Here is a 23,203-nt window from a genome sequence, read left to right as displayed (position 1 = left end):
TATCGTATAATAAAGCTCATGGATGTTCTAGAGGGGCTGAATGACGCGCAAAAACAAGCGGTTGAGACGACAGCCGGTCCGTTGCTCGTTTTGGCGGGCGCTGGCAGCGGCAAAACGAAGACGCTGACACATCGTATTGCGTACCTGTTGACACACGAGAGAGTTTGGCCGAATGAGATTCTAGCCGTAACGTTTACAAATAAGGCCGCGCGCGAGATGCGCGAACGGTTAGCACATCTGACGAGGCAGGAAAATTCACGCCGTTTCATGCCGTGGATGGGAACATTTCACGGCATTTGCGTGAGGATTTTGCGCATGGACGGCGCGCACATTGGTGTGCCGCAGAACTTCATTATTTACGATGAAGACGACCGGCAGGGGCTGATCAAACAGGCGATGAAGCAGCTGTCGATCGGTACCGATAAAGTCAAGCCGCGCGCTGTCAGCAGTGCAATTTCAAATGCAAAAAACGATTTGCTGACCCCTGACGAATATGCGGCAAATGCCAATTATCCGTTTCAGCAGTCAGTGGCGAAAATTTACGATACGTACGAACGGCTGCGCAGCGAGGCGGGCGCGCTTGATTTCGATGATTTGCTGATCGAAACAGTGCGTTTGCTGCGCGATGTACCGGATGTGCGCAGTAAGTATCGCCGGCGGTTCAAACATATTTTAATTGATGAATATCAGGACACGAATGCGGCGCAGTATGCGATTGTGAAATTTCTGGTGAACGATGCGCGTAATATTTGCGTCGTCGGCGACGATTGGCAGTCGATTTATTCGTGGCGCGGGGCGGATTTCAAAAATATTTTGAATTTCGAGCGCGATTTTCCAGGCGCAACCGTTGTGAAATTAGAGCAAAATTATCGTTCAACCGGTGCAATTCTTGATGCGGCGCAACAGGTCATCAGCAAAAACCTAGAGCGCACCAATAAAACGCTTTGGACGAGCGAAGGGCACGGTACGCCCGTACAGGTTCAGGCGGTAATGGACGAGTCAGAAGAAGCGTATGTCGTAGCGAGCCGGATTACAGCGCAGACGTCGATCGGTGCGCGCGATTTCGGCGATTTTGCTGTACTCTATCGCACGAATGCGCAGAGTTTTGCCTTTGAACGCGCATTTATGCAGCAGCGAATTCCGTACCAGTTGGTCGGCGGCGTGCGGTTTTATGATCGTAAAGAAATTAAAGATATCGTAGCGTATTTACGATTGTTGTATCAGCCGAACGATCGTATGAGCTTTAGCCGGATTGTGAACGTACCGGCGCGCGGGCTTGGTGCGACGAGTGTTGAAAAATTTTTACTGTGGCAGGCGGAAACAGATATGGACATCGTTGCGGCGCTGGCAAACGCCGACCAAACGAGTATGTTGACGCCGCGCGCTAAAAACGCGTTTATGCAGCTTGGCGATACGCTGGGCGCATTGCAAGCGCGCGTGATGTCTAGCACGAATCCGAGCGAAATTATTGAGCAGCTAATTGAAAAAACCGGCTATCGCGACTACGTGCTTGATGGTACGCCGCAAGCTGAAGAGCGCGAAGCAAATCTTGGCGTACTCGCGGCGGATGCGCAGGCATTTGCAACGCTGCCGGATTTTTTGGAAGAAGTTGCTTTGATGAGTACAGCCGATCAGGCAAATGACGCCGCAAAAGTAACGCTGATGACGCTTCACGCCGCCAAAGGTTTGGAGTTTCCGGTGGTATTTATGGCTGGCATGGAAGACGGCTTGTTTCCGAGCGAGCGCGCGCTCGAAGAAGGTCCACGCAACCTCGAAGAAGAGCGCCGCCTTTGCTACGTCGGCATGACGCGGGCGCGCCAGGAGTTGTATTTGACGTACGCGCAGAGCCGCCAGCAATTTGGGCAGCGCTCGTACAATATGCCGTCGCGTTTTCTAGAAGATATGGGCGCGGAGCTGTTTGCGCCGCAGCCAGCACGTCCGCCGCAGCCGCAATATAACGAATTTGTGATGAACTACGATATCGGCGACCAAGTTCGTTCGCCGCAATTTGGTGCGGGCGAAATTGTTGATATCGACGGCTTAGCGGTAAGCGTAACGTTTGAAAACGGTGTGACGAAAAAGCTTAATGTTGAGTACGCGCGGCTTGAGAAACTAGCATAAACGACGAGAATCTGCTATAATGAGCGGGCGCGCTTGAAAGGGCGCGCCCGTATGAAGCGATTGATTACAAAATCACCTTTCTACACTCATATTATTGGCGCGGTGTTTATCGCGCTGTTTGGCGTTGCGCTGTATGTGGCGGCGACGCCGCCCGTTCGCGCTGACGATACGTCAGTGGCAGCAGGCGAGCATATTATCGCGCTGCATGACGACGGCGCAGTAAAAGGATTTATAACGAAGAAAGCAACACTCAAAGAAGCACTCGCCGACGCGAATATTGCTATTGACGCGAACGATCGTACTGAGCCGGCGCTTGACACGAAGCTCGTTGCTAATTCATATCAAGTGAATGTTTACCGCGCCCGTCCGGTTGTGATAAAAGACGGGCTGGCAGCAACAAAAGTTATTACATCGTACCGCACAGGTGCGCAGATCGCAAAGCACGCAGGTTTAGCGCTTCATGACGAGGACAAGGCAGAATTGTCGCAGTCTACTAACCCGCTCGGCGACGGCGCCTCTGAAATCATGACGGTAACGCGCGCCACGCCGTTTACCTTCGACTTTTATGGTAAAACGTCGATGTCGTATAGCCTCGGCAAAACCGTTGGCGATATGCTTAATCGAAAGCATATAACATTGGCGCAGAATGATGTTGTTGTACCAGGCGTCGATACGCCGCTCGCCGCCGGCTTGCATGTGCGTTTATATCGCGAAGGCACGCAGACGATAACGCAAGAAGAGGAAGTGCCGTTTGAAACTGAAAAAATTAAGGATGCAAATCAACCGGCGAACTATAAAGAAGTAAAGACAGCTGGTAAAAAAGGCAAGCGCACGGTAACATACGAAATTAAAATTGAGAATGGCGTTGAAGTGTCGCGCAAAGAGGTGAATAGTAATGTTACGGAGCAACCGGTGAAACAAGTGGAGGTGGTTGGCGCGAAATTTAATTATACCGGTGGTCCGTTGAACGAAGCGCAAATTACCGCGCTTGGCGTTTGTGAAACCGGCATGACGGCGACGCGTAATTCAGGAAACGGTTTTTACGGTGCATTTCAATTTATGCCAGGCACATGGCGAAGTAATGCGCCGGCAGAATATAAGGGTGTGTTGCCGCATCAGGCGCCGCTTGAAGCGCAGAAGCAAGCCGTCCAGAATTTATTGTCGCGCTCAAGTATCTATACACAGTTCCCTGGGTGTGCGCGAAAAATGCAAGCTCAAGGCGTGCTGTAGTGGCTATTCCAAAAAAATCCCTCGGTCAGCATTGGCTGCACGATCCAGACATACTCGCGTATATCGCCGATGCGGCGCAATTAACACCAAACGATACGATGCTTGAGATTGGTCCGGGGCTCGGTACGCTAACGAGCCGTCTGCTTGCGCGCGCTGGTCGTGTGGTGGCGGTGGAGTTTGATGTAGATTTGGCACGTAAATTACCTGGGCAATTTCCGGGTAAGAATCTTGAGGTTGTTAATCAAGATATTCTGCGGTTTGATCCGTCCAGACTGCCGCGCGGCTATAAAATCGTCGCGAACGTGCCGTATTATATCACGAGCAAGATTATTCAAACATTTTCCGAATGCAACAATCCGCCGAGTATGATGGTGTTGCTTGTGCAGAAAGAAGTTGCCGAACGGCTTGCGGCGAGCCCAGGCAAATGCAGTGTTTTAGCAATCGCCGCACAAGTATTTCATCAAGTGGATACTGGTGTAGTTGTGCCGGCGGCACTATTTACGCCGCCGCCAAAAGTTGATTCGCAGGTAGTGATATTAAGGCGCTATGACGAGCCTGTTGTGCCGCACGACTGGCAGCCAATATTTTTTTGCTTGGTGAAGGCCGGTTTCTCGGCAAAGCGCAAGAAGCTGCGCAGTTCGTTGGCGGGCGGGCTGCAGCTAGATAAGAGTTATGTTGAACAGCTTTTGTCTCGTGCACACATTTCGCCTGATGCTCGCGCAGAAGAGCTGTCGATTGTACAGTGGCTGGACTTGGCGCGATTATACGCCAAAAAGAGCGAGTGAAGTAAGACGTGATCGCTGTCGATCAGTGTCAATGCGGTTTCTCCCTATGCGGTCGTAAAGTGCGACGACATAATGCTAATGCTTAATTACGGCATCTCTACGTATGCGTCAGTCATGTCGTTCGTCGCTCCGTGTGTTTTGTGTTTCGAGGCGACGTTGCGTATACTGTCATATCAACGGATCATATAGCAATAATTAGACGTATAATATACTATGTCCATTCAGCTAATGATGTATATAGATTTTTACCATTATTGTAATGACGCGAATCAGTAGTGGTTAACAGAGTAATACATTCATTAACACTACGCTCTAATAGTTTGACCAGAGGTACAGTATTTTTTATAATACAAAATGATTATGGGCAAGAGGGTGCAGTATGATTTTAATGGTCGTCGAATGGGTTGCCGTTTGAATGGTCCGCACGTGCGGCGCCAAGCATCTTGTAATCAACGTAGAAATAGCGTGATAGCTCAACGCCTTATGCGCTCAGCAAAAATTCTCTATATGCTGGAGAATATAGAAGTGGCGCATCCCAAGCGAGACGAACAACCAGGCGGGGTGTTGCGCAAAGTAAAGAAAAAGATCATTACTTGGCAGTTCGTTTCGCGGTCAATAGCGATTGCGCTAACGGTGCTTGCGCTGTATACAGTAGCAGATACGCTTATCTTGAATCAAAAGGTTAAAAAAGAAAGAAGCGATACGGTAGCAGCCGCTCAAAGTGATGATTCTAACAAACGCCAGGCGGCTGAAGGCAAAGACGAGAAAGATATTAGCGATGACGTAATCGCTCGTTATAAAGTTGCGCCTGAATTGCCGCGAATTATTCATATCAACGCAATTGGCGTAAAAGCGCGTGTCTTGCAGATGGGTGTCAATGCTGACGGTTCTATGCAAGCGCCGATCAATGTTTTTGACACGGGGTGGTACACGGGAAGCGTTCGTCCCGGGCAAAAAGGCGCGAGCATCATTGTGGGGCACGTGTCTGGCCCGACGAGGCACGGTATTTTTGAGAAACTTAGTCAGTTGAAAAATGGCGATTCAATAACGATAGAAAATGGTGCGGGAAAATTATTCAATTACCAAGTTGTTGCGTCCGAGACAGTGAAACTGGAGAATGTTGATATGAATAAATTTATGCGTCCCGCCAATGGCGTAGATGAAGGATTGAATTTGATGACATGCGCTGGAAAATGGATTAATAGCAGCAGTACGATGGACCATCGATTAATGGTGTATGCAAAACGTACGCCGTAGTCTGTTATAATAAGTGCTATGACAAAACAACACGCTTACATCACTACCGCTATTCCGTATGTCAATGGCCTGCCGCATATTGGTCATGCGATGGACTACATGTTGGCGGATGTTTGGGCGCGGTATGCGCGGCAAAACGACCGCGAGGTTCGATTTCAGACAGGTGTAGATGAACACGGCAATAAAATTGCAGCAAAAGCAGCAGAGAATAATTTGACGCCGCAAGCATATGTCGATCAGCTGTACGAAAACTTTAAAAAGATGATCGCTGAGTTGAATATTTCGTCGACTGATTTTATTCGTACGACCGACGCGCATCACTGCGAGGCGGTGCAGTACATTTGGCGGCAATTAGCGGCAGGCGGCTATATCTATAAAGGCAGTTACGAGGGTTGGTACTGCCAGGGTTGCGAAGCATTTGTAACAGATACGGAAGCTGCTGAGAATAACGGCGTGTGCCCCGATCATAAAACACCATACCAGCGTTTGAGCGAAGAAAATTATTATTTTAAGACGAGCGCATTCTCCGATAAAATTCGCGAGGCGATTGAATCAGGCAGAATGAAGATTGTACCAGAGTTTCGTAAAAAAGAGTTTTTAGCATTAATAGGCAATGGTTTGCAAGATGTGTCGGTATCGCGCCCGCGCAAAAATCTGAGCTGGGGTGTCGCCGTTCCCGACGACGACAGCCAAGTGATGTACGTGTGGCTGGATGCGCTCAGCAATTACATTACCGTAATTGGATATCCGGATCGTACAGAAGAATGGCAAAGCTTTTGGCCGGCAGATGTGCAGGTCGTCGGGAAAGATATTTTGCGGTTTCATGCTGGAATTTGGCCGGCAATGTTAATGGCGCTTGATTTGCCGTTGCCGAAAGTATTATTGGTTCACGGATTTATTAACGTCAATGGCGCAAAAATGTCGAAAAGTTTAGGCAACGGCGTTGGACCGAGCGATATCGTACCGCATTACGGCGTTGATGCGTTTCGTTATTATTTTCTGCGTCACGTGCCAACGCAAGAAGACGGCGATTTCACATGGGAGAAGTTTGAAGCGGCGTATAATGGCGAACTTGGTAATGATCTTGGTAACTTAGTACAACGCGTGGCAAAAATGGTGTTGAGCTATCAGGCGGGAGTAATCGGTGACGCGCCTCAAGCAGAACATGATATGGGTCCGTACCGTGCGGCTATGGAGTCATTTAATTTTGATCGGGCGCTTGCCGAAGTTTGGCAAACGATTCGTTCATTGAATCAGTATATTGAGCGCGTACAGCCCTGGCAGGTTGCAAAAAAACGCGATAAAGACCCGGAAGCAGAGGTGCACTTATCGGAGATTTTGGCGTATGCATGCGGCACATTGCTGCAGGTGGCGGATATGTTAACGCCGTTCTTACCACAAACTGCCGACAATATTCGCGGGTTGTTTGCAAGCGGCGTTGTGCCGCAGGAACTTGCGCCGCTATTTCCACGCATCTATATTCATACACCCGATCCGCGCGGCGCCAAACAAGCATCATGAAGCTTATTGATTCGCACTGCCATTTGCACGATTCGGAGTTCTACGATGATGAAACGCGCGAGCGTGTGTACCGGGAAGCGATTCACGCCGGTGTTGCGATGATTTGCGTTGGTACGGATACGCGCAGCTCGTATGAAGCGGTTGCCTTTGCGGAATTGCACCATAATGTATGGGCAGTCGTTGGAATTCATCCGCACGAGGCGGCGACCAATCAGGCGGACGATATCCGCAAGCTGCTGTCGCAAAAATCCGATAAAGTCGTTGGTATTGGCGAAATCGGGCTAGACTATCACTACGATCACAGCCCGCGAGAGGTGCAGCTGCAGCGGCTGCGCGAGCAGTTGCAGCTGGCGGTGGCGTTTGATTTGCCGGTGAGCTTTCACGTGCGCGATGCGTTTGATGATTTTTGGCCGGTATTTGACGAGTTTTCCGGTATTCGCGGCGTTCTGCACAGTTTCACCGATACGCAGGTAAATTTAGACGCAGGATTTGCGCGCGGTTTGTATATGGGAATTAACGGTATTAGCACGTTTACGAAAGACGCGGCGCAGCAAACAATGTACCGCTATGCGCCGCTTGAGCGCGTTTTACTCGAAACAGATGCGCCATACTTGACTCCTATACCATTTCGTGGTAAAGTGAATGTACCAGCTTACGTGGGCAAAGTTGCGGAGTTTCAGGCGAGAGTGCGAGGTATCTCGCTTGATGATATTGCGCGGATAACAACCGCGAATACGCGAACACTTTTTGGAGTACATTATGCGAGAGGAACGACGAGCCACCACCGAATTTCAAGCTTCAGAAAATCCTGAAGTTTTTGCGAATACAACTGAAGATCTGACGTATGAGGCAATTGAGCGAGCGCGGTCAGTTGAGGCTTCTGTGCCAAATGAAGAAACGCTTGTGCGCGTCGGCGAAGTCGCGCACGGTGCAATGTGGCAGCAGCAAACACGAGAGCGACCGCTAACGCTGCACGAGGAGATTGCTCACTATTCCAGCCTTGTGCCGTATCTCCGTGAGTTGTATCAATCTGATTTCGAACAGGCGGCATAAATGGCTTCCGTACTGAAAAAAGCACTGAAATTACTCGTCGGCGATGATATGCCATCCGAGTGGCTAAAGCTGCCAAAGCGCAAACGACCGTTGCAGCCGTTGAGCGAGCGCGAGCTGTTGACGCTTGAGAGCGAAATCGGCGCGCAATTATTCGGTCCGATTCCCGAGGGGCATCGCCGCGAATTCTTCTGCCTAGATGACAAAACTTGGATTTGGCATGAAGAGTGGCTTGACGCGAAGCGTAAATTGCAAGCCGATACAATTAGGTACGAGATCACAGACAAAGGTATTCTAAAAGTGCAGGCTGGTCCGCATTACGATTATCTAGAAGGCGACGAGCTGCGCAATTTCGGCGTCGCTGTGCGCATGTACTATGAGCAAATTGCTCGGCAATTATACCGCCGCGATCCCGCGACGCACCAAAAATTGGTATAATATAATAGTGAATTTGGGTATGATCTATTTTGACCATGCGGCAGCGACGCCGCTTGATAAGCGTGTACTGGCGGCAATGCAGCCGTATTTTTCCGAGCAGTTTTTTAATCCGTCTGCGCCATATGCTGCGGCAGTTGAGGTGAAAAGAGCGTATCAAGATGCAAAACATCGGTTAGCGGTATGTATCGGCGGGCAGGCGAGCGATGTGGCTATGACGGCGGGCGCGACAGAATCAATCAATTTAATGGTGCATAGCGCGCGCGGCCACATCGTAACGAGCGCAATTGAGCATGACGCAGTACTTAATGCGGTAAAAACGCGTGAACATACGCTTGTCGCGCCGACAAAAAAAGGTGTTATTACGGCCGATGCTGTGCGTGCGGCAATTCGTCCGGACACCGAACTGGTTACAATTGCGCTTGCAAATCACGAATTAGGAACGGTTCAACCGCTGCGCGATATTGCTGATGTTGTGCGCGCTGAGCGCCGCCGCCGGTTTGAGGCGGGTGAGGCAACGCCGATTTGGCTTCATACCGATGCGTCGCAAGGCGCAGGGCAGCTTGACCTGCATGTATCGCGGCTTGGCGTTGATGCGATGACGCTGAATGCGGGTAAAATTTACGGACCAAAGCAGGTTGGTCTGTTGTGGCGCCAAGCGAATGTGCGGTTACGGCCGTTTATTCACGGCGGCGGACAGGAGCGCGGTCTTCGCAGCGGTACTGAAAATGTGCCGGGCGTGATTGGATTTGCTACGGCGCTTGAACTGGCGCAGCGGCATCGAAAAACGGAGACAAAGCGGCTTGAGGGGTTACGAAATGGCATGCAGCGGCAGATTGTCGCGGCGATTCCCGATGTGGTTATATCAGGCGATCAAAAGCACTGCCTAGCAAGTCATTTGCATGTATCATTTCCAGGCGTCGACGCAGAGCGCTTAATATTCATACTTGAACGGCAACATATATATGTTGCAACTGGCAGTGCCTGTGCGGCGAATGCTGGTATGCGGTCGCGTGTGCTGCGGGCAATTAGGTTAGCGCCGGATGTTGCTGACGGCAGTTTGCGTATTACGCTCGGGTGTTTGTCGAATCAGGCGATTTGCGAGCGCGGTACTGTCGCAATTATCGCAGCAGTCCAATCCGAGCGAGCGAGGACGCGGCGATGAAAAAAGTTGTAATCGCCATGAGCGCCATTGTCATGCTAATTGCCGCGATTATTTGGGGTATTGGCGCATATCTGTACATTGATGATTTACGCAGTTGCGGACAAGCACCGACGACTTCCGATGCGTGTAGATCAGCCGACGCTATTGTTGCTGTGAGCGGCGGCGATACGCTTGCGCGCGCCGACGAGGCAATTAAATTATACCGTAACGGCTGGGCGAGATATATCGTATTCTCGGGTGCGGCGGCAGATAAAAGCGGTCCGAGTAATGCACAGGTTATGAAACGCCATGCGATTGCGTCCGGCGTGCCGGCAACTGCGATCCTAATCGAAACAATGAGCGAAACGACAGAAGAGAACGCTATGAATACAGTACAAATTCTTGATCAACACCACATATCGTCGGTGATTCTAGTGACCAGCGTGTATCATCAACGCCGTGCTACGCTGGAATTTCATAAAAGTGCTCCGAAAATTTTCGTGCGCAGTCATCCAGTTGAGTCAGATCGCCAGTGGCAAGGCAACGGCTGGTGGTTGACTCCGACCGGTTGGAATCTTGCAATTCAAGAGCTTGGTAAAATTATCGTATCGACGAGGAATTAGCGTATGGCAAAGCGGGTATTCGTCGGTATGAGCGGTGGCGTTGACAGCAGTGTTGCGGCGGCGCTTTTGGTTGAGCAGGGTTATGATGTGACCGGCGTCTATATGAAAAATTGGAGCCAGGATTTGCCCGGTATGGAGTGCCCGTGGCGTGAAGATTTAGCAGATGCAAAACGCGTGGCAGTACAGCTTGGGATTGATTTTGAAGTGTTTGATTTTCAGCGTGAGTATAAGCAAAAAGTTGTTGATTATATGCTTGATGAATACGAAGAGGGGCGCACGCCAAACCCTGATATCATGTGCAATCAAGAAGTAAAGTTTCGGTTGTTTCTTGATGTTGCGCTTGAAAAAGGCGCAGATTTTATCGCGACGGGGCATTATGCGCGTACCGAGCACGGCGTATTGATGATGGCAAAAGACCGCGTAAAAGACCAAACGTATTTTTTGTACCGCGTGACGCATGCGGCGTTGAGGCGTACACTGTTCCCGCTTGGTAATTATACAAAACCTGAGGTGCGTGAGATGGCAAAAACGCGCGGGCTATGGACGGCGCGTAAAAAAGAGTCGATGGGAGTGTGCTTTGTTGGTAATGTCGGTATGCGCGAGTTTTTGAGCGAGTATGTGACGACAAAACCGGGCGATATTGTTGATCGTAAAACGGGCGCAATTCTTGGCCGGCATGATGGCGCGATATTTTATACGCTTGGTCAGCGACATGGGCTGGAGATTGGCGGTGGATTGCCCTATTATGTCGTTGGTAAAGACATGAATCGTAACGAAGTGTATGTGAGTCGAAATATCAATGATGACGCGATGTGGCAAACGGCAATCCCACTTGCTAATCTACACTGGATACATGGCGCGCCGAATGAAGCGGATGTGCTACGTGTACGCCTGCGCCACCGCGGCGAATTAAAATTGTGCCAATTGCGCGGAACTGAACTATTTCTCACTGAACCCGAGCGTGCAGTTGCGCCTGGGCAGTCGGCGGTGATATATGCCGGCGGCGTCTGTTTGGGCGGCGGAATTGTCGCAAGGTAATGCTGCTCCAATGGCAACCGTTCAGTGTGTATGTCATTCTGTGATATAATGACCCCTATGAATGCCCAAGAAATCCGCAAAAAATATTTGGAGTTTTATCAGCAGCGCGGCCACGCGATCGTGAAGCGTGCACCGCTTATCTTGCACGACGACCCGACGACGTTGTTTACCGGCTCTGGTATGCAGCCAATGATTCCGTTCCTGCTTGGCGAGCCGCACCCGCGCGGCACGCGGATTGCCGATAGTCAGACGTGTTTGCGCGCGCAAGATATTGACGATATCGGCGACAATCGTCACACGACGTTTTTTGAGATGCTTGGCAACTGGAGTTTGGGCGATTACTTCAAGCAAGAGCAAATTCCGTGGATGTTTGAATTTCTGACAGAGGTTGTCGGACTTGATCCAGCGCGTCTCTATGTAACATGCTACCGCGGCAACGATAAATTTGGCATTTCAAAAGATCAAGAAACGGCTGATTTATGGGCAAAGTTATTTGCTGATAAAGGCTTGTCGCATGGGCAAGCAGACATCGGCGGCGAAGCAGACGGCTATGCACGCGGTATTCGTGAAGGCGAGCGGATTTTCTTTTATGACGGAACAAAGAACTGGTGGAGCCGCAACGGCTCAGAAGCGACGACGCCGGTGGGCGATCCATGCGGACCGGATAGCGAAATGTTCTATTTGTTTGATACGCCGCACGACTTGGCATTTGGCGAGCACTGCCATCCAAACTGCGATTGCGGACGGTTCATGGAGATCGGCAATAACGTGTTTATGGCCTATAAAAAAGTCGCCGAGGGTAAATTTGAGCCGCTTGCTAAGCCGAATATTGATCATGGATCCGGTTTGGAGCGGATTGCTGCAGCGGCGAATAACGACCCAGATGTATTCAAGGTGAGCTTGCTCTGGCCAATTATCAAGAAACTTGAGCAGCTGAGCGGCAAGACGTATGCAGCGCACACCGAAAGTATGCGCGTCATCGCCGACCACTTGCGCGCAGCAACGTTTATGGCGGTTGATGGCTGTGTGCCGAGCAATAAAGAGCAGGGGTATGTTATGCGGCGGCTATTGCGGCGGGCAATCAGGTTTGCAAATGAACTTGGTGTGAAAGAAGATTTTTTCGAAGAAATTATTCCGGTAATTGCTGATTTGTACGTAAACGATTTTCCAGAAATTGCCGAGCATCGCGATAAAATTATTATCACGCTCATGAAAGAAGAAAAAGCGTTCACGCGGACACTCTTTAAGGGCGTGCGGCACTTGCGTAAATTTGTCGAAGACGGATTGACGGGCGTTGAGTTGTTCACTCTGCACGACACGTATGGATTTCCGGTTGAGCTAAGTACAGAAATTGCCCGCCGTGAAGGTGTTAAGCTCGACGCTGACTGGCGAGTGCAATTTGACGCCAAGATGCAGGAGCAGCGCCAACGCAGCCAAACGGCGCGCAAAGGTCAATTCCACGGCGGGCTAGAAGGTGCGGAGTCGATCCACCTAAAGTACCACACAGCGACGCACTTGCTCGGTGCGGCGCTGCGGAAAGTACTGAACGCGCCGGATTTACAGCAGCATGGCAGCAATATCACGACCGAGCGGCTGCGGTTTGATTTTAACCACGATAAGCTGACGCCAGCCGAGAAGCAAGCGGTTGAAGATCAAGTAAATGCTTGGATTGATGCGGATTTGCCTGTTAGCTACCACGTATATCCAACTGAAAAAGCGCTTCAAATGGGTGCAATCGGTGCGTTCGGCGAACGTTACGGATCAGAGGTAAAAGTGTATTCTATTGGTGAAAGCGATAATTGCGTTAGTTTTGAAGTTTGCGGCGGTCCGCATGTGAGTCATACAGGCGAATTGAAAGCAGGCGGCAAACGGTTTAAGATAATCAAAGAAGAATCGTCAAGCGCCGGCATTCGCCGTATCAAAGCGGTACTACGCTGATATTTTGTTGAAAAGGCAATGGGCCAAAAATGTACCGTAAAAATAGCGAGTACAGACAAAATAGTATATAATGAAACTGTCTATGGTTTTAGATAAAATTCGTGCATTACGCAAAAAAGTTGATACGCAAGCCGATGATTATATTGTCGCGCTTGATATCGGCACTGAATATATCAAAGCACTGATCGCTAATGTTCAGGGCGAAGATATTGAGATCGTTGGCGTTGGACGCGCGCACCAAGAACTTGGCGATATGCACCAAGGTGCGATTGCTGATATCGCGGGCGTTGTCCGCAACTGTGAAGAAGCACTCGGCGCTGCCGAAGAAGAAGCTGGTTTGCAGGCGAAGCGTGCGGTTATTGGTATCGCTGGCGAGCTCGTAAAAGGCGTGACAAATACGATTCGATACCGCCGCCCGCAGCCGGATCGTCCGCTTGACGAAACTGAGATGGAATTTATCATCGAAAAAGTCCAAGACCGCGCCGCCACAAAAGCGCAAAAGCAGATTGCACTCGAAACTGGTAATGATGACGTTGAAGTAAAGCTAGTGAATTCAGCACTCGTCAGTATCCATATTGATGGTTATAAGGTGTCGAACCCGATTGGGTTTCAAGGAAAAGACGTTGCTGTGCAGATTTACACCGCTTTTGCGCCAATGGTGCATATTGGCGCGCTCGAAAAAGTTGCAGACGAGCTTGATTTAACGCTGATGGCAGTGGCGGCTGAGCCGTTTGCCGTGAGCCGCAGCGTACTCGGAACGGATGCAAACAGTTCATTTACGGCGATTTTGGCAGACGTTGGCGGCGGCACGACAGACATTGCTGTGGTGAATGACGGCGGCGTCGAAGGAACGAAAATGTTTGGTATCGGCGGACGCAGTTTCACAAAAACGATCGCAACGGAGCTGGCGATTAGCTACACGCAGGCGGAAAAACTAAAGATTAATTTGGACGGCGAGAAAATTAAGCCGTCAGTAAAAGAGCAAATTGACGCCGCAATAAACCGCACGCTTGAGGTTTGGTTATCCGGCGTGGAATTGGCGCTGAGCGAATTTGATTCAGTAGACCAGTTGCCGCCGCGCATTTTGCTATGCGGCGGCGGCGCAAGTTTAGCACCGCTCGTTGATGCGCTCAAAAAAGACGATTGGTACAAAGACTTGCCGTTTACTAAACGCCCGAGCGTTCAGCGAATTAGTCCGCATGATGTGATCGGTATCGTCGATACAACTGAAAAAGCAAGCGACCACACGTATATTACAGCGATGGGATTGTTACGCGTGGGATATGATACAATAATAGGAGCGAGCGATGCGCAAACGATGCGAGATCGAATCAATCGTATCCTGCGCGTGTAATAGAAATATGCAAAAAGATGTTATCTATATTGATGTAGAAGACGACATTACCGCGATTATCGGTAAAATTAAAGCTGCTGAGCATGAGATCGTTGCGCTGGTGCCGCCGAAACGAACAGGCGCAATTCAAAGCGCGGTTAATTTGAAGCTAGTACAGCGAGCGGCAGAACGTGCTGGTAAACATGTCGTGATTATTTCAAACAATGCAGCACTTACGGCGCTTGCTGGCGCGGCGCATATTCCGGTAGCGAAAAACCTCCAAAGCCGACCGGAAATCGCGGAAGTGCCGGCGCTAAAAGTTGACGAGGACGACGATATTATTGACGGCTCGGCGCAAGGCGACGACCCGAAAAAGCCGGAATCAATTGATTCGATCGAAAGCGAGAATGCAACCGCAAATCCAAGCAGCGATAAAAAGGTATCGCCAGCAGACGCAAAAAACGGCAAGAAAAAACTTCCATCAATCCCTGATTTCAATAAATTCCGCAAAAAGTTTTTCCTGATTTTAGCGGGGGTTGCGTTACTGATTGGCGGCGGTATCTGGGCGTTTGTGATCGCGCCCCATGCTACGATTGCTATTACGGCGCAAACGTCGCAGGTCGCTGTGAATACGCAAGTAAAAGCCAGCGATACTGCAGCGACTAGTCTGAGCGAGGGTACGATCAAAACAACAACGAAAGCGTCGGAAACGCCGGTGTCGAAGACAATTCCGGCGACAGGCACGAAAGATGTCGGGACAAAAGCGACGGGTACGATCCGCGTGACGCCGACGCGCGAAACGATTAGCGATATCGTCGACCATGACGTAACGGTCGCAGCAGGTTCGGAAGTGTCATCGTCGAGCGGCGCAAAATACCGGCTTGATAGCGCACTGACATTCAGCTACGATACGCTGCGCACAACACGCAACGGCGTGACGGTCGGCGTGACAGCGGTCGAAAATGGCTCGAAATATAACGGCGCGTCCGGCAGTGCGAAAGGCTTATCAGGATTTGAGGCGAGTTTCACAGCATCAACGTCGGGCGGCACAGATAAGACGGTTACTGTCGTGCAGCAGAGCGACATTGATTCCGCGACAGCGAATTTAGTGTCCGACGCCGAAAAAGATGCGGCAAAAAAGGCGCTCCAGTCGCAATTTGGCAAAGACGCTACGGTCATCGACGCGTCGTTTGTCGTCAATACAAGCGGCGTATCAATCCCAGCAGCGGGCACCGAGGCGCCAGACGGCAAGGCGGCAATTGGCGGCGCAATCAAATATTCGCTCAAGGCGATCATAAAAGCCGACCTCAATACATTTCTCGATGCGTATTTCAAGCAGCAAATTGATGGAAAAAATAATCAAAAAGTGTATAGCAACGGCGTGTCGTCGGTGTCGCTTACGAATGTTACGATTGCCGGGGAAACTGTAACAGCGAAATTAACAGCAAACGGCAAGATTGGTCCGAAAATTGATGAAGCGGCAATCAAAGAATATGTGAAGGGCAAGCGCATTGGCGAAGTGCAAGAATATGTGAAAGCGATTGATGGCGTTAAGTCGGTCGACGTTAATTTCTCGCCGTTTTGGGTGCATACTGTGCCGGGCGATACAAAAAAGATAACGGTGAAATTTGTCGTCGATGAGTAAATCGTACGTTGCGCTTGATGTCGGCGAGAAGCGAATTGGCGTTGCCTTAGCGCGTGATGACGTAAAAATCGCGATGGCGTATGATACGCTCAATGTTGATGGCGGCGAAGTTCAGGCGATTGCTGAAATTATCGTGCGTGAAAAAGCCGATGTGCTCGTCGTCGGGTATCCGCGCAACCAAGCAGGCGAGCCAACGAAGCAGACAGAATTTGTCGAGCGGTTTGTCGAACAGCTGCGCGACATTGCGCCAAAAATCGTTTTTCAAGACGAATCGCTCACGAGTGTTAAGGCTGAAGAAATTTTGAACGCGCGTAATCAACCGTACGCAAAAGGCGAAGTCGACGCGCTAGCGGCAAGTTTGATATTGCAAGATTATTTGGAGACGCACTAATGGACGGATTTCGCCGGTCCAGGTCGCCAGAGCCGCGATCACCGCAAGCTATGGCGCAGCCGCATTTTCAGCCGCGCCCATCTGGTCCGCAATCTGCTGGGCAGCCGCCGCGCACAGACTCTCGCCCGCAAGCGCAAACGGAGCGGCAGTTTCGCCCAGGTTCACAATACCAGCCGCTGCAGCGCCCACGCCCCCTGTCAAACGTCAACAATACGCTGCCAGACGTAGGGAACGTGCCGCGCAACAATTCGCAGAACTCTGCCGAACCGTTCCGTAGCCGCCGTGATACGCCAGAACGAGGACGCGTGTCGTCTTCTCCGAATAAAAAATCTCGCCGCCATAAAAAGTGGCTTATCGCTTTTGTTATATTCAGCGTTATTATTGCTATGGCTGCCGGCGCATACATGTGGTATACTAGCCAGCTGAAAGCAGCCTCGCGCAGTACAGAGAAGCACTCAGTTGTTATTAGCGACGGCGACTCAACGGCGACAATTGCTGCTAAGCTGAAAAAAATAGGTGTCATTCGCGATGAATTAGCATTCCGAATTTATGCGTATTTAGAAGGTAAGGCAATGGTGGGCAGTACGTGCCGCGTTTCGCCGTCGCAAACCGTTCCCGAAATAGTGGCTAAATTAGCGGCTGGATGCCGTGATTTCAAAGCGATTACATTCTACCCGGGCGGCACGCTTGAAGCGTCGCGCTACAAAGCATCGCGCGCGCGAAGCGGCACCGATAAAACAAATGCGCGCTACGTTCTAAAGCAAGCCGGCTTTAGCGACAACGACATTACGACGGCATTCCACGCGGCATACGATAGTCCGTTGTTTGCCGACAAACCAGCGGATGCGCCGCTTGAAGGTTATATGTTTGGCGAGACATATCACGTAGCAGACGACGCGACGGCGAAGCAAGTTCTCGAAACGGTATTTGCGCATATGTATAAAATCGTGCAAAAGAACAATTTGGTCGCGAAATTTAAAGAACAAGGATTAAATTTATACCAGGGAATCACGCTTGCGTCAATTGTTGAGCGCGAGTTAACGTGCGAAGACAAGCCGACGGCAGAGCGCAAAGAGCGCTGCTATCAGTACCAGCGTGGTATCGCGCAAGTATTTATTAAGCGTTTCCGTGCAGGTGCAAAGCTCGGATCCGACATTACGGCAGTCTATGCCGCTGATAAGGCAAAGATTGATATCCCTAAAGACGACACTAATGCGCTTGTGTCGATTGATTCGCCGTACAATACGCGCAAATACGAGGGCTTGCCGCCAACGCCGATCGCTGCGCCCGGCGAATTATCGCTGCGGGCGGTCGCGAACCCAACCGAAACTGATTACAATTTCTTTTTAGCAGGCGACGATGGTTTAATTTACTTTGCGAAAACGAACGAAGAGCATGAGGCGAATATTAAAAATCATTGTCAAAAACTCTGTGCAGCGATCTAGTAAAAAGCATTGACAATATAGGCGCTCATCTGCTATAATGAAACGCGTACATTTCTGTAAGTTTGCGAGGTTTTACGGAGAGTGTTTATCGCGCAGCGCCCAGAAATGACTACCTTGAAAAGTCGTACAACTGCCGAAACAATCTTTTTCGTTACTATTAGTTAATTAAAATGGTCGATGGCGGTCCGTCTCTGAGAATCAGAGAGAAAGACTTGAATAGGTATAGGGAATGCATGTGAATGCGTTCCGGGAGAACGGTTATCATTACTAACGATTCATCAGCAAAAGCTCGCTCGAATTTTATGGCACGCAAGGCTCTTGATTCGTCGGCGCGTACTCATGTGAGTAAACGATCACGCCGCGGTGCGCTTTCTATTTCGTCAATTGCGTCGTATTTCGGCGTATTTTTGTTAATTACAACGTTAATCGCGGTTAGCTATCAGCCGGTCGCGACAGAACGGTCGTCGGCGCTTGCAAATGCCTCGCCGACAACGCAGACGACGACGCTTGCTAAGGTACAGAGTGAAGCTGGCTCGGTTGATCCGGTGGTAGCGGCAAATATCGCATCTTCGCTTGCCGACACGACAAATATGCCGGTCAGCAATAACGTAGCAAACTTATCGCAATCGCTTGCAGTCGAAACAATGATGACGCAGACCGATTCAAGCACGATTAGTAAGCCGCAAGTCGTAAATATGACGGCTGATTCGCGCAGCACGACAACCTACGTGACGCAAGCGGGTGATACGCTTGACGGTGTTGCCGAAAAATACGGATTAAAGAAAACAACAATCGCTTGGGCGAATAATTTGAGCTCTGATGCGCTTGAACCAAATGTGACGCTGACAATTCTGCCGACAGATGGTATTTTGTACACGACGAAAGACGGCGATACGCTTGATGCGATCGCCGAAAAATATGGTAGCAAGAAGAGCGACATTGTTACGTATAACGACCTTGAACTTTCAGCGAATGTCGCAAGCGGTACGCGCTTAATTATTCCTGGCGGCGTCTTGCCGGAAAATGAACGTCCAGGCTATGCCGCATCATCGCGCAACGCTAATTCGTCGCGCCGCGGCGTGCCGGCAAATAGCAACTGGGGCGCTGGTACGGCAGCAGGTGCTGCCTCATCGTTCAGGGGCGTGGTATCTGCTGGCAATAAATATGCTTGGGGCAATTGTACATGGTACGCATATGAACGCCGTATTCAGCTCGGTTTGCCGGTCGGTAGTTACTGGGGTAACGCTAGCACGTGGGCATACAATGCGCGGGCTGCAGGATTAATGGTAAATGGTACGCCGAGCGCTGGGGCGATTATGGCAAATGGCGGCGGTTATGGTCACGTAGCAATCGTTGAATCGGTGAATCCAGGCGTTTCTGTCACGATTAGCGAAATGAACGGGTATCGCTGGGGCGGCGGTTTCAACCGCGTCGGTCGCGGGACACTCTCATGGAGCGAAGCGACTAGCGGCTACTATAAATATATCCATTAAAATAACATTGTGAAATGTAAAAACGCCTCTGTCAAATTCGGGGCGTTTTTGTTATACTGAAAGTATGTTTGTTGATACAGCAAAGGTAACGGTAACAGCCGGTAAAGGCGGCGACGGCGCAGTGAGCTTTCGCCATGAGATTTTTGTCGATAAAGGCGGTCCGGACGGTGGCGACGGCGGCAAGGGCGGCGACGTTGTTTTTGTTGCGACCGAGCAGCTCAATACGCTGTTGAAATTCCGTTATCAGCCAAAGCTCAAAGCAGAGAACGGCGTAGCTGGCAGTAAAAGAAAAAAGGCGGGACGCGCAGGCGAGCGTTTGATTGTAAAAGTTCCCGTTGGCACGATCGTTAAGCGCGACAGTGTTATCGTAGTTGATTTGGCACGCCACGGCGAAGAAGCAGTGATTGCGAAAGGCGGCGACGGCGGGTTTGGCAATGCGCACTTTAAGTCGAGCGTACGCCAGACACCGCGCATGGCAGAGCTTGGCGAGCCGGGTGAATCGTTTGAGGCTGAATTGGAATTGAAACTGCTGGCGGATGTCGGGTTGGTTGGCTTTCCGAACGCGGGAAAATCAACCTTTTTGAGTGTCGTGTCAAATGCGCGCCCGGAAATTGCGAATTATGAATTTACCACTTTGACACCAAATCTAGGAGTGGCTGATATTGATGACGGCAGTATTCTTATTGCTGATATTCCAGGGTTGATTGAAGGTGCGAGCGAAGGTAAAGGTCTGGGCGACCGATTTTTACGTCATGTTGAGCGGACGGCGGTGCTGCTCCATATGATTGATGCGTATAGCGATGATCCGGCGGAAAAATATACAGCGATTCGCCGCGAGCTTGAAAAATATAGCACGGAGTTAGCAGCGCGCCCAGAGATTATTGCACTGACAAAATGCGAAGGATTGGACGAGGAGATTATTGCGATGCAAAAAACAGCACTGCAAAAAGCGGCGAATAATGCGGAGATTGTAGCTATCTCATCGCAATCGGGGCGGGGCGTGAAAGATTTGTTACGGTTGCTGCGGCGCGCAGTCAAAGCGTACCGCCAGCGCGAGCAGCAGCAAGAGGGCGAAGCAGAGACCGACCTGCCGGTAATTTCGCTTGATGAAGACCAATTGACAGACGCGTGGACAGTTGAGCGGCTGCCAGATGAGACGAACGAGGGCGGCGAGCCGGTAGCAGTTTTTATAGTTCAAGGTAAAAAAATCGAGAAGTTTGCCCGCCGGACGAATTTTGATCAATTTGAGGCAGTAAACCGCTTGCGCGACATCATGAAACGGACAGGTATTACGCACGAGCTGGTCCGCCAGGGCGCGACAGGCGAGAGCGTCGTGCGGATCGGCGAGAGTGAGTTGACGTTAGTTGAGCAGTAGGCGCAGAATACTTGTGCAGGGAGCGCTGCGGCTATTTTAATTATGGTCCGTAACGCGCTAAAACTATTTTTTGCTATACTAAGAGTATGGCGCAAACATTCTTTTTCTACGATTTAGAAACCAGCGGATTAAACGCGCGCGAAGACCGGATTATGCAATTTGCGGGGCGGCGGACAAGCATGGATCTTACGCCAATCGGCGAGCCGTATAATATGCTTGTAGCGCTCAGTGACGACACGCTGCCGAACCCTGATGCGCTAATGGTCACTGGTATTACGCCGCAAAAAACTGTCGATGAGGGCTATAGCGAGGTGCAGTTTGCGCGCATACTAAACGATGAAATTTTTACGCCTGACACAATCGTTGTCGGGTTCAATAACATTCGGTTTGACGACGAGTTCATTCGCCATCTGCTGTGGCGTAATTTTTACGATCCATACGAATGGTGCTGGAAAGATGGCCGGTCGCGCTGGGATATGCTTGACGTGGTGCGGATGACGCGGGCGCTCCGGCCTGAAGGTATTAGCTGGCCGCTTGATGACGCTGGCGAGCCAACGAACCGGCTTGAGCTCATTACGCGCGAAAACGGTATTGCTCACAAGAATGCGCATGACGCGATGAGCGATGTTGATGCATTGATTGACGTGACAAAATTGATTCGCGATAAACAACCGCAATTGTTTGAATATTTACTAAAAATGCGCGATAAAAAAGAGGTTGTAAAACTTGTAAATGTCGACGATAAAAAGCCGTTTGTTTATAGTAGCGGGCGCTACGACAAGGAATTCGCTAAGACGACAGCCGCGTTCCCGCTGGCGGCAGGACGTAATGGCAACGTTGTGGTGTATGATTTACGATATGATCCGACGCCGTTTATTGATTTAAGCGAGTCGGAATTAGCGCATAAAGTGTACGCGAGCTGGCAGGAGCGCCAGGCTGAGGATTTTGTGAAGTTGCCGGCAAAAGAGCTGCAGCCGAATCGCTGTCCGGCAGTAGCGCCGCTTGGTGTGTTGGCGCACGGCGGCGGGTGGGCGAAAATATCGCTTGACGCCGAGACGATAGCGAAACACCAAAAAATTCTTCTGGCACACCCAGAATTCGCTGAGAAATTACGTACGATTTTTGAAAACAAACCCGAATTTACGCGATCGCCCGATCCGGAAGCGCAGTTATACGATGGGTTTTTGAATGACCGCGATCGGTTGCGCGCCGAAGCAGTGCGCAACGCAAGCGAGCGCGAGCTGGCTGATTTTCATCCCAATTTTGCCGACGAGCGGCTGCCGGGACTGTTGTTGCATTATAAAGCGCGCAACTTCCCGAAAACACTGAGCAGTGATGAGCGTGAAATGTGGCAAACATGGCGCGCAGCACGCATACAGGCGCAATTACCAAAATATATGGCGGCGCTGCAGCGGTTTGCGGCTAGTGCGCTTGATCCTGGCAAAGAATTTATCGTGCAAGAGCTGCAATTGTGGGCAGAGTCAATTTTGCCAGAGCCAGATTAGATTAAGATTAGTATCCCGAAGTATGTGTCGGCGGTTTGAGCGGCGCTGTGCTGCATGCCGCGTCAATGATACCGACGATCAGAATGATACAGCTGCCAAGTATTATCCAATAGGGGACGCTGATTGTCGTCCCGGGAATCATGCCAGTGAGCATAAAACCAAGCAATGTGTCAAAAAAGCTGCTGCTATGTACGAAAAATATTCCTGCTATCGCGAGTCCGAATGTGGTAAGGAATAAGTGCTTGCATTTCATGGTGGCGCGCCCTAGATTACTTTTATTTATAACAATAATATAGCAATTAGGTCAAAAACATGCAACGATAAGCGCCATAACAGTCGCTACGATTTTTTCGTTTGAGCGCAGTGCGTGCAAATTCCTTGAATTTCAAGGACATGCGATGGATTATGAATATGATATTCGGCGGCAATTGATGCAATAAGGCGTTCAAGCGTGTGATTCTCGGGCAAATCAATTACGCGTCCGCATTGCCGGCAGGTGGCGTGGTGGTGGTGCTTGTTAAATGTGTCGGATAATTCGATTTTATGTTTCCAGCCGACAGGAATGACGCGTACGATACCAAGGCGCTCAAATAGCTCAACCGTACGGTATACGCTAACGCGATCAATTGATGGCGTTGTCGCGCGTATCAGCTCGCCGATATAGCGCAGCGGCTGGTCATATAATGCAGCAAACACCGTACGGCGCGGCTTGGTGACATGTAATTGATGCTGCCGTAGGATGGATTCTAATGTTTGCAGAGCGTCATTCATAATGTTACTTAGTATATCTGTATTGCAACAAATTTGCAATATTGTGCGCAAAAATGTGCACCTATGTTTCGTGTCGCTCCGCTTTTTCTGTGCCGATCGCGGC

At 50.3% G+C, this 23,203-nt stretch carries 21 protein-coding genes; 19 read left to right on the top strand and 2 right to left on the bottom strand.

Features of this window, described 5'->3' with window-relative positions; all coding sequences use genetic code 11:
* The first annotated feature begins 18 nt into the window (after window positions 1–18).
* The 19 genes from SEML1_RS03310 to sbcB all read left to right on the top strand — a co-directional run bounded on the left by SEML1_RS03310 (window position 19) and on the right by sbcB (window position 22,329).
* Window positions 19–2,121: an ATP-dependent helicase gene (locus tag SEML1_RS03310; RefSeq protein ID WP_376753811.1), complete on the top strand. Its 2,103-nt coding sequence runs from the start codon at window positions 19–21 to the stop codon at window positions 2,119–2,121.
* Between the two features lie 51 nt (window positions 2,122–2,172).
* Window positions 2,173–3,351, top strand: coding sequence for a resuscitation-promoting factor (locus SEML1_RS03305; protein ID WP_376753810.1), 1,179 nt, complete (start codon window positions 2,173–2,175; stop codon window positions 3,349–3,351).
* Entirely contained in the window at window positions 3,351–4,136 is a 786-nt protein-coding gene (rsmA, locus tag SEML1_RS03300; protein WP_376753809.1) for a 16S rRNA (adenine(1518)-N(6)/adenine(1519)-N(6))-dimethyltransferase RsmA, read from the top strand. The genes SEML1_RS03305 and rsmA overlap by 1 nt, the downstream gene beginning before the upstream one ends.
* A gap of 507 nt (window positions 4,137–4,643) precedes the next feature.
* Complete coding sequence (locus tag SEML1_RS03295; RefSeq protein ID WP_376753808.1) at window positions 4,644–5,393, top strand: class F sortase; 750 nt, start codon at window positions 4,644–4,646, stop codon at window positions 5,391–5,393.
* 18 nt (window positions 5,394–5,411) lie between these two features.
* Window positions 5,412–6,914 (top strand): methionine--tRNA ligase, encoded by a 1,503-nt coding sequence (gene metG, locus SEML1_RS03290; protein WP_376753807.1) that lies wholly within the window; start codon window positions 5,412–5,414, stop codon window positions 6,912–6,914.
* Entirely contained in the window at window positions 6,911–7,726 is an 816-nt protein-coding gene (locus SEML1_RS03285; RefSeq protein WP_376753806.1) for a TatD family hydrolase, read from the top strand. Before metG ends, SEML1_RS03285 begins: the two co-directional genes overlap by 4 nt.
* On the top strand, window positions 7,674–7,967 hold the full coding sequence (locus SEML1_RS03280; RefSeq protein WP_376753805.1) for a hypothetical protein: 294 nt from the start codon (window positions 7,674–7,676) through the stop codon (window positions 7,965–7,967). Before SEML1_RS03285 ends, SEML1_RS03280 begins: the two co-directional genes overlap by 53 nt.
* The gene (locus SEML1_RS03275; protein ID WP_376753804.1) at window positions 7,968–8,402 is read left to right on the top strand and encodes a hypothetical protein; all 435 of its coding nucleotides are present in this window, start codon (window positions 7,968–7,970) and stop codon (window positions 8,400–8,402) included.
* A 19-nt stretch (window positions 8,403–8,421) separates the two neighbouring features.
* Window positions 8,422–9,564 (top strand): cysteine desulfurase family protein, encoded by a 1,143-nt coding sequence (locus SEML1_RS03270; RefSeq protein WP_376753803.1) that lies wholly within the window; start codon window positions 8,422–8,424, stop codon window positions 9,562–9,564.
* Window positions 9,561–10,166 carry a YdcF family protein gene (locus SEML1_RS03265; protein ID WP_376753802.1) on the top strand — a complete coding sequence of 202 codons (606 nt, stop codon included), beginning with the start codon at window positions 9,561–9,563 and terminating at the stop codon, window positions 10,164–10,166. Before SEML1_RS03270 ends, SEML1_RS03265 begins: the two co-directional genes overlap by 4 nt.
* A gap of 3 nt (window positions 10,167–10,169) precedes the next feature.
* Window positions 10,170–11,204, top strand: a complete 1,035-nt coding sequence (mnmA, locus tag SEML1_RS03260) for a tRNA 2-thiouridine(34) synthase MnmA (protein WP_376753801.1) — start codon at window positions 10,170–10,172, stop codon at window positions 11,202–11,204.
* Between the two features lie 57 nt (window positions 11,205–11,261).
* The gene (locus SEML1_RS03255; protein WP_376753800.1) at window positions 11,262–13,142 is read left to right on the top strand and encodes an alanine--tRNA ligase-related protein; all 1,881 of its coding nucleotides are present in this window, start codon (window positions 11,262–11,264) and stop codon (window positions 13,140–13,142) included.
* 82 nt (window positions 13,143–13,224) lie between these two features.
* On the top strand, window positions 13,225–14,496 hold the full coding sequence (locus tag SEML1_RS03250) for a cell division FtsA domain-containing protein (RefSeq protein ID WP_376753799.1): 1,272 nt from the start codon (window positions 13,225–13,227) through the stop codon (window positions 14,494–14,496).
* Between the two features lie 7 nt (window positions 14,497–14,503).
* Window positions 14,504–16,120: a hypothetical protein gene (locus tag SEML1_RS03245; RefSeq protein ID WP_376753798.1), complete on the top strand. Its 1,617-nt coding sequence runs from the start codon at window positions 14,504–14,506 to the stop codon at window positions 16,118–16,120.
* Complete coding sequence (ruvX, locus tag SEML1_RS03240; RefSeq protein ID WP_376753797.1) at window positions 16,113–16,511, top strand: Holliday junction resolvase RuvX; 399 nt, start codon at window positions 16,113–16,115, stop codon at window positions 16,509–16,511. The genes SEML1_RS03245 and ruvX overlap by 8 nt, the downstream gene beginning before the upstream one ends.
* Window positions 16,511–17,956, top strand: coding sequence for an endolytic transglycosylase MltG (gene mltG, locus SEML1_RS03235; protein WP_376753796.1), 1,446 nt, complete (start codon window positions 16,511–16,513; stop codon window positions 17,954–17,956). Before ruvX ends, mltG begins: the two co-directional genes overlap by 1 nt.
* Before the next feature lie 239 nt (window positions 17,957–18,195).
* Window positions 18,196–19,449 carry a CHAP domain-containing protein gene (locus tag SEML1_RS03230; RefSeq protein WP_376753795.1) on the top strand — a complete coding sequence of 418 codons (1,254 nt, stop codon included), beginning with the start codon at window positions 18,196–18,198 and terminating at the stop codon, window positions 19,447–19,449.
* A gap of 64 nt (window positions 19,450–19,513) precedes the next feature.
* Entirely contained in the window at window positions 19,514–20,824 is a 1,311-nt protein-coding gene (gene obgE, locus SEML1_RS03225) for a GTPase ObgE (protein WP_376753794.1), read from the top strand.
* Window positions 20,825–20,910: 86 nt separating this feature from the next.
* Window positions 20,911–22,329 (top strand): exodeoxyribonuclease I, encoded by a 1,419-nt coding sequence (gene sbcB, locus SEML1_RS03220; protein WP_376753793.1) that lies wholly within the window; start codon window positions 20,911–20,913, stop codon window positions 22,327–22,329.
* Between the two features lie 7 nt (window positions 22,330–22,336).
* On the opposite strand, the gene SEML1_RS03215 is transcribed toward sbcB, so the two are convergent.
* Both SEML1_RS03215 and SEML1_RS03210 read right to left on the bottom strand, forming a co-directional pair.
* The gene (locus tag SEML1_RS03215; RefSeq protein ID WP_376753792.1) at window positions 22,337–22,582 is read right to left on the bottom strand and encodes a hypothetical protein; all 246 of its coding nucleotides are present in this window, start codon (window positions 22,580–22,582) and stop codon (window positions 22,337–22,339) included.
* Window positions 22,583–22,668: 86 nt separating this feature from the next.
* Entirely contained in the window at window positions 22,669–23,100 is a 432-nt protein-coding gene (locus SEML1_RS03210) for a Fur family transcriptional regulator (protein ID WP_376753791.1), read from the bottom strand.
* Between the last annotated feature and the right edge of the window lie 103 nt (window positions 23,101–23,203).

The sequence above is a fragment of the Candidatus Saccharimonadaceae bacterium ML1 genome, from assembly GCA_030253535.1.
GTDB lineage: Bacteria > Patescibacteriota > Saccharimonadia > Saccharimonadales > Saccharimonadaceae > Saccharimonas > Saccharimonas epibionticum.
The sequence above is the reverse complement of the archived record's forward strand: the minus strand, read 5'-3'. Positions and strand labels throughout refer to the sequence as shown.